The 12020-nt window shown below is 59.9% G+C and carries 10 protein-coding genes; 8 read left to right on the forward strand and 2 right to left on the reverse strand.

The genetic code is table 11. The features are described from left to right. Positions 1–5 precede the first annotated feature (5 nt). Together Q0288_RS04065 and Q0288_RS04070 are read left to right on the forward strand one after the other, a co-directional pair. Positions 6–2693 carry an AAA family ATPase gene (locus tag Q0288_RS04065; protein WP_299427569.1) on the forward strand — a complete coding sequence of 896 codons (2688 nt, stop codon included), beginning with the start codon at positions 6–8 and terminating at the stop codon, positions 2691–2693. A 293-nt stretch (positions 2694–2986) separates the two neighbouring features. Beyond that, positions 2987–3112 carry a hypothetical protein gene (locus tag Q0288_RS04070; RefSeq protein WP_299427572.1) on the forward strand — a complete coding sequence of 42 codons (126 nt, stop codon included), beginning with the start codon at positions 2987–2989 and terminating at the stop codon, positions 3110–3112. A gap of 72 nt (positions 3113–3184) precedes the next feature. On the opposite strand, the gene Q0288_RS04075 is transcribed toward Q0288_RS04070, so the two are convergent. After that, positions 3185–4501, reverse strand: coding sequence for a TldD/PmbA family protein (locus Q0288_RS04075; protein WP_299427574.1), 1317 nt, complete (start codon positions 4499–4501; stop codon positions 3185–3187). A 121-nt stretch (positions 4502–4622) separates the two neighbouring features. Then, a complete protein-coding gene (locus Q0288_RS04080) occupies positions 4623–6017 on the reverse strand; it encodes a TldD/PmbA family protein (protein WP_299427577.1) in 1395 nt (464 codons plus the stop codon). 177 nt (positions 6018–6194) lie between these two features. On the opposite strand from Q0288_RS04080, the gene Q0288_RS04085 reads away from it, so the two are divergent. From Q0288_RS04085 to Q0288_RS04110, 6 genes are all read left to right on the forward strand, one after another. Next, positions 6195–7487: an N-acetylmuramoyl-L-alanine amidase gene (locus tag Q0288_RS04085; RefSeq protein ID WP_299427580.1), complete on the forward strand. Its 1293-nt coding sequence runs from the start codon at positions 6195–6197 to the stop codon at positions 7485–7487. Positions 7488–7558: 71 nt separating this feature from the next. Then, complete coding sequence (locus Q0288_RS04090) at positions 7559–8008, forward strand: hypothetical protein (RefSeq protein WP_299427583.1); 450 nt, start codon at positions 7559–7561, stop codon at positions 8006–8008. A gap of 18 nt (positions 8009–8026) precedes the next feature. Continuing rightward, positions 8027–8698 (forward strand): response regulator transcription factor, encoded by a 672-nt coding sequence (locus Q0288_RS04095; RefSeq protein WP_299427587.1) that lies wholly within the window; start codon positions 8027–8029, stop codon positions 8696–8698. After that, positions 8698–10116 (forward strand): HAMP domain-containing sensor histidine kinase, encoded by a 1419-nt coding sequence (locus Q0288_RS04100; protein ID WP_299427590.1) that lies wholly within the window; start codon positions 8698–8700, stop codon positions 10114–10116. Before Q0288_RS04095 ends, Q0288_RS04100 begins: the two co-directional genes overlap by 1 nt. Continuing rightward, positions 10109–10780, forward strand: a complete 672-nt coding sequence (locus Q0288_RS04105) for a hypothetical protein (RefSeq protein ID WP_299427593.1) — start codon at positions 10109–10111, stop codon at positions 10778–10780. Before Q0288_RS04100 ends, Q0288_RS04105 begins: the two co-directional genes overlap by 8 nt. A gap of 561 nt (positions 10781–11341) precedes the next feature. Continuing rightward, positions 11342–11932 carry a hypothetical protein gene (locus Q0288_RS04110; RefSeq protein WP_299427596.1) on the forward strand — a complete coding sequence of 197 codons (591 nt, stop codon included), beginning with the start codon at positions 11342–11344 and terminating at the stop codon, positions 11930–11932. The last annotated feature ends 88 nt before the right edge of the window (positions 11933–12020 follow it).

Genomic DNA, 12020 nt, shown 5'->3' on the forward strand with positions numbered 1-12020 from the left:
CATCTATGGCAGATCGGCTTTTCGTGGGTCGGGAAGGGGAGCTCGCACGGCTCGAGTATTTCCTGGAGCAAACCCTGGGAGGGCGCGGCCAGATTGTGTTCGTAGTGGGCGAGGCTGGAAGTGGCAAAACTGCACTGGTACAGGCGTTTGCCGAAAACGCCAGTCGCGAAAGCAATGATCTGGTAGTGGCCCTGGGCCATTGCAGCGCTCATAGCAACATCGCCGATCCCTATCTGCCGTTTCGAGAGATTTTGGGTGTCCTGAGCGGTGTGGAGGAGCAGGCCAGCAGAGGCTTGAGTGCCGGCACCAGCCGCCTGGGAAGCCTGGCCAGCCGCACTGCCCAGGTCTTGGTTGAAGTGGGCCCGGATCTGGTAGGGAGCATTGTTCCAGGCGCGACTTTACTGGCCAAAATTGGCAAAGTGGTGGTGCAGAAAGTAGGCTGGCTGGATAAACTCGAGAGACTCGTACTAAACAAATCACACGCCATACCCCAGGCAGCCATGGAGCAGGGGCGCATTTTTGAACAGTATGCCAACGTGCTCAAGACCCTGGCCAAAGACCAGCCGCTGCTGATCATTCTGGACGATCTCCACTGGGCCGATGAGGCCTCGATTGGCCTTCTATTTCATCTCTCACGCCGAATCGAGCACAACAGCATTTTGCTGATTGGAACCTATCGTTCCCACGAAATAGGGCTCCATAGTGGAGAGCGTCACCCCCTGGAAAGAGTTCTCAACGAAATCAAGCGCCAGGCAGGCAGTGTTTGGATAGATCTCGATCAGACCCAGAAAGCCGAGAAGCGGGCGTTTGTTGACCAGTGGCTGGATAGCGACCCCAATGAGCTAGGGGAGGAGTTTCGCCAGGCCCTCTTCGAGCACACCGAAGGCAATCCACTGTTTACCATCGAACTGCTGCGCACCCTGAAAGAACGTGGTGATCTGGTGCAAAATGCCCAGGGCCGCTGGGTTCAACGGGCTTCACTGATCTGGGACTCACTGCCGGTTCGTATCGAAGGCGTGGTCGAAGAGCGTCTGGGGCGGTTGGATGAAAATCAGCGGGAACTGCTCCGCGCTGCCAGTGTGGAAGGGGAAAGTTTTATTGCCGAGGCGCTGGCACTGGTGCAGCAAGCCCCTTTGCGGCCACTGCTCAGGGAGTTATCGCAAAATCTGGAAAAACACCACCGCCTGGTGCAGGAGCGTGGCGAGTTGAAGGTAGGCCAGAACTTGCTGACCGGGTATAGCTTTGCCCACGCCTTGTTTCAGGACTACCTCTACCGCGAGTTGGGCACCGGCGAGCGACGGTTATTGCACGGAGAATTGGCCCAGGTGCTGGGGCAACTCTATGCCGGATATACCCAGGAAATTGCGGCCCAACTGGCCTGGCACTACGACCAGTCAGGTCAGGCCCAGAAAGCCGCCGAGTACCTGATCATTGCGGCTCAACTCGCCAACCAGCAAGGCGCACCCAGGGAGGCCAGGCGCTTTACAGACCGTGCCCTGGAGCTGACAGGTGAGTCTGAAGAGCTCTACTGGCAGGCGCTGGTCACACGCCATACCGCGTTGTTGCGGCTCGGCGACCGCAAGGCCCTCCAGGACGATAGCGAGGCCCTGGTGGGGCTTTCCCAACGGTTGCACGATCAGCACAAAAGCGCCGAAGCACACTATCGTCAACTGCTCTTTATCAACATTACCGGCCATGGCCCTGCCATTGCCATCGCTGCCGAGCAGGCCATCCAGGCTGCGCGACAAGCCGGAAATTTAGCCCTGGAAGCCAGAGGGCTCCAGTTTAAGATGCTGGCCCAGCATCGGCTGGGTGAAGTCGCGGCGGCTCTGGCTACCGCTGAAGTCGCGCTGGAACGTGCAAAGCAGTCTGGCGACGATACCGTCCTGGCAGGGGTATTGAGTGGAATTGCCATCGTCTACGACGAAGCCAGCGACCCGCAAAAAGCTGTAGATCTAAACACCCAGGCCCTGGCCCTGGCCCGACAAACCGCAGCCCGCGCCCTCGAGGCCCGCATCCTGGTGGTGTTGGGCAATACCTACCGGGGGCTTGGCCTGTACAGCCTGGCCCAGGCCACCCTCGAGCAAGCCCTCGAGGCCAACGCAGCCATTGGCGCCCGCCGGGAGCGGGCCTATGTGCTGGATAACCTGGGTCTGGTGCATATAGCCCAGTTCAACCCAACCTACGCCAAACCCTTGCTTGAAGAAGCGCTGGCTGAAAGTGTGGCCATTGGGGACGAGTATTTGCAGGCCACCTGCTATAGAACCCTGGGCTATATTGCCGAGCAGTCGGGCCACATCCAACTTGCAACCCAGCACTTCGACCAGTCCCGCAACCATTTTGAAGCCTCGAACCTGTTCAGGTTGGCTATGGAACCCATCGCCGGACTGGCCCGCCTTGCGCTGGCACAAGGTGATCTGGAGACCTCTCTAGGCTATGCCGACCAGCTCTGGCAGTACCTGAACCAGCATGGAATGAACAGCCTGGTTCTAGAAGCCCATCTGGCTTGCGCCGACGTATTCGAGGCGGCAGGAAACCTGGAAGATGCCATAAGGGTGATTGACTCGAGCTACCGCGAGTTAATTGACCGAGCCTACAGAATCAGCAACCCCGAGTGGCGTACGGCTTTTCTGGAAAACGTTCCCGAGAACAAGCAGATGCTCCAATACTGGCAGAGAATTCATACCCGTTAGCCCCCTGGCTCTTATCACAAAGGCGGAATTCGACCGGGGATGGTTTTACGCGGTGCGCTTCGGGGGTTTGCGTCGGCGCGGCTCTGGTGACCCCCACGTATGTTCTGATTTCAAGAAAAGCGCCCGCCTCGAGGTTGCCGCAGGTTCGGCCAGACATGGTATAGTAGTGTGGTTTTACAAAAACTTCTTTACGTTGTCCGTAAATGTCCTACAGGAGGAGGTTACAGGCAGTATTCAATTGATAGCGGTTGTGCTTGGCATAGAACAGCTGGGTAACTACGGGAGGTGTAGCGATGGAATTTGAAGATCTCGATCTGGGCCCCGAAGAAGAAGAAAACGAGTCCAACGAGGAAAACTCTGGCGATTCAGATACCAGTATGGGGGGTTTGGGGGGCGGCTCCAATCCCATGGGCGACTAGCGCTCCTGGATTGACAGAAAAAATAACCAGGGTGAGGCGATCTCACCCTGGTTTATGGTTTTACAGCAGGGTTCAAGCACCTGCAAAGGACAGCTCGGCCACCTCGACCATCGGTGAACCAACGATGCCCATCATGGGATGCCACTCGAGCTTGGTGCCCAGTGCGGTGATCCTGGAGAGCAGCTCGAGGAAATTCCCCGCTACGGTAAAGTTTTCCATCGGATAAGCCACCTCACCGCCCTCCACCTTGAGGCCCAGGGCTTGCAGGCTGAACTCACCCGAAATGGGATTGGCCCCCGCGTGCAGACCCATCATGTCGGTGACCACAATTCCATCGTCCTGCTTTACACCCTGGCCTGGCTCCACAAAGAGGTTGGTGGGGGCGACTCCCAGCACTCCTTTGTAGCTGCGCGAAGCATGACCGGTGTTCTCCACCCCCATTTTGCGGGCCGTCTCGGAGTTATGCGCGAAGGTTCGCAGTACGCCATTCTCGATCAGCACCGTGCGCCTGGCGCCAGTACCCTCAGAATCGAAAGGTCGCGAGGCCAGTCCATCCGGCAGGGTGGGATCGTCTATCAGGGTGAAGATTTCGGTGGCGATCTGCTGTCCGATTTTGCCTGAAAGCAGGCTCTTGCCCTCGAGCACATTCTTGGCCGAGAGCATGAACATCCCCATCACGGCCAGTAGCTGCCCAAAGGCTTCAGGCTCGAAATAGGCTTTGTAGCGGCCGGTCTTGAGCGGTCTGGCACCCAGCAGCCGACCGGTCTTGCGAATGAACTCCTGGGAGGTGCGGCCCGGATCGAGGGCGTGAAACTCCCTGGAAATATCAACCTCAAAAGCCTGCTTGAGGCTGCTTCCCTCCCCCATCACGGCGTAGGCCATCAAGGCGCTGTAGCCGTTGCGGTACGCACCCGAGACTCCCTGGGTCGAGCCAAGGGTAGCCTGGGTTTCGTTCTCGGAGTAGCGGGTCATCTGCACCTGCCGCATACGGGGGTCGGCCCGCAGACCCGACTCCACCTCCAGCGCAGCCTGGCGTTTTTGTTCGAGCGGGGCCGAAAGGCCCTCGCCCAGCAGGTCATGGCGGCCCAGCTCGCTCCCCGCCGGCAGGAACCCCCCCGTCTCCGACTGCAAAAGGGCGTTCTCGTGGGCCTCTGCCAGCACCCAGTCGAGGGCCTCGGGGGTGCGCTCCTCGGTATAGGCATAGCCAGTCTTGCCCTCTGCCACCACCCGCACCCCCACCCCGCCCTGGGTGGCCTGGGTTATCTCCTCGAGCCTGCCACCGTGGGCCTGCACGGTCAGTTCGCGGCGGTGGGAGGCCAGCACCTCGGCGTCAATCCCTATCGCTCTGGCTTTTTGCAGCAGATAGTCTCTGGCTTGTTCGAAAGTCATAGGCACCTCTTGTCAAAGGTCGCAGGCAGGTTGAGGGTTCAAAGGCAAGCGTCGAGAATCGGGCAGGTCAAAAGACGGTATAGCCCCTGGCCTATAACCCTCGACCCTTTGCATTCGCCCTTTAGGCCTGTCCTCCCACCACAATCTCCGAAATGAGCAGGTGGGGCTGCCCCACCTCGGTGGGGATACTACCGGAGAGCGAGCCGCACATGCCGGCGCTGGTCTCGAGGTCGTCTGAAACCGCCACAATTTTCAGGATGCTGTCCGGGCCTTTTCCTACCAGCATCGCCCCACGCACCGGCTCCTCGATGCGGCCATTGCGGATGATGTAGCCTTCCTTGACCCCGAAGTTGTACTCGCCCGAGCCAGGCCGCACCTGCCCACCGCCCATGTCAGCGGCATACAGACCATACTCGATACCTTCAAACAGTTTTTCCTTGGGGGTGGCGCCGGGGGCGATGAAGGTGTTGCGCATGCGCGAGGTGGGGGCAAAGGTGTAGTCCTGCCGGCGGCCCGAGCCTGTAGGTCGGTAGCCGGTGAGCATACCGCCCAGCCTGTCCACCATGTAGCTTTGGAGCACGCCGTTCTCGATCAGAACGGTGCGATCGGTAGCCATGCCCTCGTCGTCGAACTCCTGTGAGCCCCAGCCATGGGGGGTGGTGCCATCGTCAATGTAGGTCACGCAGTCGGAGGCCACCTTTTCGCCCAGCTTGTCGGAGAGCACGCTGGTTTTCTTGGCTACCGAGGTGGTCTCCAGGAGGTGCCCCAGCGCCTCGTGAAAGATCACCCCCCCAAAGCCGTTGCCAATCACCACCGGCATGGTTCCGGCAGGGGCAGGTTTGGCCCTCAGGTTGGTGAGGGCCTGGAGGCCGGCCTTACGCCCCACCTCGGCGGGGGGGTGGTGGTCGAAGAGCTCGAGGCCCATCGAAAGGCCCGGCCCCACCACCCCGGTCTGCATACCGCTCTCGTCCTGGGCAATGGCGGTAACGTAGAGGCGGGTGCGCACCCGGCGATCCTCGGCCCACCTTCCCTCGCTGGTAGCGACCAGAACTTCCTGATCCCACTCCAGCAGGTTGGTCTGTACCTGCTTGATCTGCGGCCCTACTTGGGCCCCGGCCTCGGCCTCGCGAATGCGCTCGAGGCGGTAGCGCTTATCCCTATCGGTAAAAGGAATCCTGGGCGCGTGCAGCCCCTGGGCTACGGTTCTGCGAAAATCGAGCCCTCCCCTACCCCTGGCATCTACCTGGCCCGCGCTGCCTTTGAGTTTGACCAGGGTTTCGGTCACCTCAAGCAAGCTCTCGGGGCTCAGGTCGTTGGTGTAGGCGTAGACTACCTCGGTGCCGTAAAACAATCGCAGTCCGGCTCCGTACTCGATGCCACTGGTGGCCTCCTTAACCTCTCCGGACAGCACCCGCAAAGCCCGTCGCCGCCAGCGCTCCACATACAACTCGGCGTAGCTGGCCCCGTCCACACGGGCCTTCTGCAATACCTCTCCTACCAGTGCTTCTGCTAGCACATGACCTCCTTCTTGACCAAATTTAGCCTAGCAGGATTTGGCCCGGCGCACACCATACCTGGGTTTCATTTTTGCGCGAAGGGGTTCTGGGCTGCCTTGCTGGCCTCGAGTCTGCATGAAGCGCACCGGGTGGAACGCTCATGCCCTGCTCCTGGTCGGGCTTAGACTGGAACTGTTTTGAGGAAGGTCTTAGCTCCTGTTTGGTTGCTCCTCGCTCTGCTGGGCGGCGGGGCCTGGGGCCAGAGCCTGCCACCGGTACGCATCGGTGACCAGCCGGGATTTACCCGCGTGGTGCTGGACTTGCCCAAAGAGGCCACCTATACCATCGAGCCGCTGGGGGCCGCACTTCGGGTGACCCTACCGAACCAGACGGTCCCGCCCGGCATCCATTTTGTGACCCTGCCGGAACTAACCGGCTACGTAATGGAGCAGTTTGAAGATCGCGCGGTGTTGATCTTGCTCACCCCTCAGGGCGTGACGGCCCGCTCGGGCTTCAAAACCATGATCCTGGCGGCTCTGGAAGGGGATGGGCAGCGCCTGGTGATTGACCTCTCGGGGGCCTTTGTGGATACCAGCCCGCTACCAGGCGCCTCTGGCTTTCGCTTTGTCAAAGCCAATGGACGGCGCTTTTCGGTGGTGGTAGATGCCGGGCACGGCGGCTCCGATCCGGGCGCGGTGGGGCCGGTGGTAGAAAAAGCCGTGAACCTCGAGGTAGCCCTGCGGGTACGCCGTCTGCTGCAAGATGCCGGGGTGGAGGTCACCATGACCCGCGAAGGTGATACCGCTTTCTCACTGGACAAGCGCACCGACCTGACCCAGCGCATAGCAGTGGCCGAGGGCAAAAACCTTTTTGTTTCCATTCACGCCAACGCCATGGTGCCTGCCCATGCCGATGGCTGGTGCGGGCTAGAGGTCTACTACTTCGGCCCCCGCAATATCCGCCCCTTCTTCCCACCCCCAGCGCCCCTGGAACCTACCCCACAACTTGCCCTAACCCCAAGCCCCCTGGACGCCCTCTCGACCACGACCCAGACCGGTGGCCTCCCGACCCTACCGGGCTACCCGGCCCTACCGGGCTACCCGGCCCTGACGGGCTACCCGGCCCTACCGGGCAACGAACCGGATGTCCTGCCCAGCTCAGAAGATCGCAAGGCCCTCCCCCCGCAGAACCTTCCCACCCCTACCCCGCAAATGAACTTGTTGCGCCGCATGGAACTTTCACGCACCCTGGCCACACGGGTAGTCTCATACATGTTGGGAGCCACCGCCGCCCTCAACCGAGGCGTGCGTGTTTCTGATTTCTTCGTCCTACGCTACACCACGGTTCCGGCCATCCTGGTCGAGATGGGCTACCTGAGCCACCCCGTAGAGGGCCTCAACCTGCGCAATGCACACTATTTAGACCGCATCAGTTACGGCATTGCCAGAGGGGTGCTGGAATACCTGGAAAACGACGATCCGCTCGAGTGACCAGCCTTGCATTAGAAGCGTTTAATCTACGTCTAAGAGACCGACTACCGCATCCCTATACCGTTAGCACCATGAACCTGCTGGCAATGCTAATCTCGAATCTTCGTGGAAGTGTGCTGGCTCCACACCCGATCTTGCCTCGAGACCCGCAAACCCTGTCCAGAGGGGTTCTTCCAGTGCCAACGGCCTGGAATCAGGAGTCATCTGCCAGCCCAACTCGGCTCGTTGCCCTGGAGGGCTGCGTGGTGGGACTGGAGTCCTATGCGGGCAAACTTCGGGCAGTCTGGCTCGAGCACCACATCATCTGCATTGATAAGGCTTCTCAAGGGGTGTCCAGTCTGCGTTTCAACCGTCCGGTACAGCTCATGGTTTTGAAGCAGGGGTCAGGCTGGGTTCTGCGGCAGGCAATTGCGTTGCCGCTTCAACCCACCCTGGTGGAACTCGAGCCCCTCGAAACACCCCCTCTAGTCGGATTTGTCCCCGAGACAATTACAGAACAGACCCACTTTTCCCATGCTTGATTGAGGTACATCTGGACTATGCGTATACTGGTTGTAGAAGATAATGAGCAACTTTCGGCCGTGCTGGTGCGCGGGCTCTCCGAGGAAGGATACACGGTAGATACCAGCGCAGATGGTGAAGAGGCGGTGTACCGGGCTGCCACCACCGAATACGACCTGATCGTGCTGGACTATATGTTGCCCCGGCGCGATGGGGCTTCGGCGGCCCGCGAGATGCGGCGGCTGGCAGTTAAGGCAGGCATCCTGATGCTTACGGCCCGCGATAGCCTCAAGGACAAGGTGAGTGGCCTGGATGCAGGGGCCGACGATTATCTGACCAAACCTTTCGAGTTCGAGGAGCTACTGGCGCGCTTGCGGGCTTTGGCCCGGCGTGGGGGCAGCGAGTCCATCTTGCAGTACGCCGACCTTAGCCTCGACCCAGCCAAGCACCGGGCCGAGCGGGCTGGAAAGATACTCGAGCTTTCTGCACGCGAGTATGCCTTGCTGGGATATCTGCTGCGCCACCCCGAAGAGATTCTCTCTCGCACCCGTATTGCCGAGGCAGTCTGGGAGGGCGAGAGTGGGCTGGATTCTAATGTGGTGGACGTGTACATCTCCTACTTGCGCAGCAAGGTAGACAAACCCTTCAAGCAGCCCCTGATTCACACGGTACGCGGAATGGGCTATGTGTTGCGGCTGTCGGAGACTTGATGTCACTACAGGTTCGGCTTACCCTGGTCTACTCGCTGGCGCTGGCAACAGTGTTGTTGGGAATTGGGATTACGTTGTATTTGTATCTGGCCCACGACTTGCAGGCCGATTTCGAGGAAGACCTGTCGCGCCTGGCCGGAGCCTACGCACAGCTTGCCATTGGCCCAGAGGGTGTTACGCTGCGAGCCCTACCTCCCGCACCCATCCGCGAGGAGATCGAAGACCCTGAAGTGTTCCTGCTCGATACCCAGGGGCAGGTCTTGCAAGCCATTTCAGCCAGTGGAGAACTGCCCCAGATTCCATCAGCCCAACTCGAGCAGGCCCGTTTTGGTGGAATTGCTTCCTTTGCCGTTGATAGCCCAGCCTCCCACACTTTGTGGCAGGTAGCTCTCTCTCCTTTCCCGGTCGCACACGAGAAGCGGGCTGTCTTGTTTCCCATCGTTACTGTCGAGACCGCTTTTCGCACCGCCTATATCGTAATGCTCCAGGCCACCGATCTGGGAGCCGTGCGAATACTCAACCGCATCCGCGATAGCCTGCTGCTCTGGCTGGTGTTGGGCAGTGGTCTGGCTTTAGGGGTGGGCTATGGACTGGCCCGCTACGTCACCCAGCCCCTGCACGATATTGCCCTCACGGCCCGCAGGGTTGAGGCTGGCCAACTCGGAAGCCGTATCCCCCGCGACAAAGGCCGCGACGAGATCAGTCTGCTAAAACAGCGTCTCAATACCATGCTCGAGCGCCTGGAAAACCTGGTGGACGCCCAGCGCCGCTTCACTGCCGATGCGGCCCATGACCTGCGCACCCCCCTTACCGTACTCAAGGGCGATCTTGAGGTAACCCTGCGTCGCCCCCGCAGTATCAACGAGTACAGGGAGACCCTCGAACGCATGCGTACCGAGGTCAATCGCCTAACCCGACTGGCCGAAGACCTGCTCACCCTCTCACGCCTGGAAGCCGGGTTGTCCAATCCCTTCAGCAGCTTTGCGCTGACCGAGGCCCTGGAGACCATACTTCCGCCCCACGCCAAAGCTGCGGCCCAGAAGGGGCTCGAGTGGTTCAGCAAAATTCCCCCGAACCTGCAACTTTACGGCGATGCCGGCATGATCGCCAGGGCCGTCGGCAACCTTCTTTCCAACGCCATTGCTCATACCGAACAAGGGCAGGTGGGCTTCGGGGCCCAACGCAATGAGGATCGGGTCTGGCTTCAAGTATGGGACTCCGGCCCAGGAATTCCACCCGACCAGCGCGAACTCATCTTCGAGCGTTTTCACAAGGGAGAACGCTCCAAGGGTGCTGGTCTGGGTCTTTCCATCGTGGCCCAGGTAGCCCGGCTCCATCAAGGCAAAATACATATACAAGATCGTCCAGGGGGTGGAACCCTCTTCATTCTGGATCTGCCCGGAGAAGCCTATGGCTAAACTTGCCCAGCCCATATCCTGGCACAGCGGTGGGGCCGCTCCTATGAGGAGGGCGGTCTTTGCAATACTGGCTCGAGTTTTTCTGGGGCTGTTGCTGGCAGGGGCCTGGGGGCCAAAACTTTCCGGCATCGTCTTGACCAGCCTGCTGGTACCCAGCATTGCCCTGGCCGGAGACGAAGATGACGACCGCGATGACCGTCCTAGACCCCGTGAACGTGAAACTCGAGAACCCGAGCGACAGCCTCCGGGCATACTGCAGAATCTCCAGCGCGACTGGAAGGCGGGCGCTATCTGGGTGGTACAGCGCAGCAATCGGCAACAAACCCTGCGGATCGGCCTGGAGTACCAGGGGCGCACAATTGCTGCCATTACGCTCGACCCCAACACCGGAGAACCGATTCCGTACGAGTCACGCAACTCCACTATTTCCAATCGGCCCCTCACCCAGGCCCAGCTCAGCCTGTATCTAAACCAATTCCGCAGTCAGCTTTCGCGCCTTACCATCGGTCAGTTTGGCCTGCCGAGCTCGAGTGGTGTGCAGTTTCCGATCTACTGGAATAACCGGCTGGTCGGCTATGTGCGCTTCGATTCCACCAGAGGCCAGGTTCTACCCGATACTCCTTCGGCCAACGAAATCCAGACCAGCCCCCTCAAACTGCGTTAGAAACTTCTAACCCCGGCTTAAAATCCATCCAAAGGCTCCCAGGCATACTGCAACTGCCTGCAAGGAGGTGTGCATGTATACTCGACTTTCACCGCCCCCCCGTAACCCAACCGTGGCAGGGGGCCGACCATACCCGTACGACCTCGAGCTGGCTCGCCTGGAGGACGAATCGCCCCTGCTCGCTCGCCTGAACCCCCATCCCGTACTAATGCCACAACCCCGCGACCTGGAGGCCTGGGAGAACGACGGCGGAACAGTCCTGAACCAGGCCTTAGCAGGCTCGCCCCTCACGGGTAGTTTTTTTTATCTCGATTCGGCGGTCGCTGCACGGCGCCGAAGGTGCTGAAACAGGCCAGAGTGCAAGGAGAGAGATGCCGTCTGGTTTCCCTCGCCTCCCGAGGAGGCTCGCATAGACGGCGTGGGGGATACAACCCGACCCGGCTTTATGGCCACCGCTTTTTGCATTTGGCATGACACCCGGCTAACTTGGGCCTAAGGTTGGTCTAACCCGCCGGGTACATCCTTGCGCCAGGTAGCAGCAGCTACCGAAAGGAGAGGCAGATGAAAGGGATCAAGGGCATAGCAATGGTTGGGATGTTGAGTCTGGGCCTGGTAGCGTGTGGTGATGCCTCACGCCAGGATTTGCAGAGTGGCCTGGCCCCCGGAGATGCGCTCGCCAACCAGGGTTGCACCATAGGGGCTCGAACCGTGGAAAACTTCGAGGTCAAAGAAGGACAGACCTGCACCCTTAACGGAACCCGTGTACAGGGCAACCTTTTCGTTCGCAAGAACGCAACCTTGCTCGCAAGCAGTATTCAGGTGCAGGGCAACATCCAGGCCGAAAACTCCCGTGACGTACAGGTTAGTGGCTCTACCGTGGGCGGTAGCATCCAGATCAAGCAAGGTGGCAACGCCTCGGTCAGCAACGCCCGTATCACCGGCGACATCCAGTACGATGAGATGCGCGGCCCGTTATCGGCCCTGGACAATACCGTGAACGGTAGCATTCAGATTGTGAAGAACTTGGGGGGGGTACAGGTCTCGAACAACCGCATAAACGGTAACCTGCAGTGCAAGGAAAACAACCCCGCCCCCACCGGCGGCGGCAACATCGTGCAAGGCAGCAAAGAAGACCAGTGCGCTCATCTATAGAATTTTGATGGTCGAAAGCCTCGAGCTCGCTCGAGGCTTTTTGCTTTGAGTGCTGAAGATGTGGTGTCGTAAACAGATCGGAAGAGCG

This window comes from uncultured Meiothermus sp. (genome assembly GCF_937863175.1).
GTDB lineage: Bacteria > Deinococcota > Deinococci > Deinococcales > Thermaceae > Meiothermus.

What these genes read in the sequence shown, in the direction of transcription:
- Q0288_RS04075 (WP_299427574.1), bottom strand. Translation starts at nt 4,501, where the DNA reads ATGACTTTCGAACAAGCCAGAGACTATCTGCTGCAAAAAGCCAGAGCG.
- Q0288_RS04110 (WP_299427596.1), top strand. Translation starts at nt 11,342, where the DNA reads ATGAAAGGGATCAAGGGCATAGCAATGGTTGGGATGTTGAGTCTGGGC.
- Q0288_RS04065 (WP_299427569.1), top strand. Translation starts at nt 6, where the DNA reads ATGGCAGATCGGCTTTTCGTGGGTCGGGAAGGGGAGCTCGCACGGCTC.
- Q0288_RS04090 (WP_299427583.1), top strand. Translation starts at nt 7,559, where the DNA reads ATGAACCTGCTGGCAATGCTAATCTCGAATCTTCGTGGAAGTGTGCTG.
- Q0288_RS04070 (WP_299427572.1), top strand. Translation starts at nt 2,987, where the DNA reads ATGGAATTTGAAGATCTCGATCTGGGCCCCGAAGAAGAAGAAAACGAG.
- Q0288_RS04095 (WP_299427587.1), top strand. Translation starts at nt 8,027, where the DNA reads ATGCGTATACTGGTTGTAGAAGATAATGAGCAACTTTCGGCCGTGCTG.
- Q0288_RS04105 (WP_299427593.1), top strand. Translation starts at nt 10,109, where the DNA reads ATGGCTAAACTTGCCCAGCCCATATCCTGGCACAGCGGTGGGGCCGCT.
- Q0288_RS04100 (WP_299427590.1), top strand. Translation starts at nt 8,698, where the DNA reads ATGTCACTACAGGTTCGGCTTACCCTGGTCTACTCGCTGGCGCTGGCA.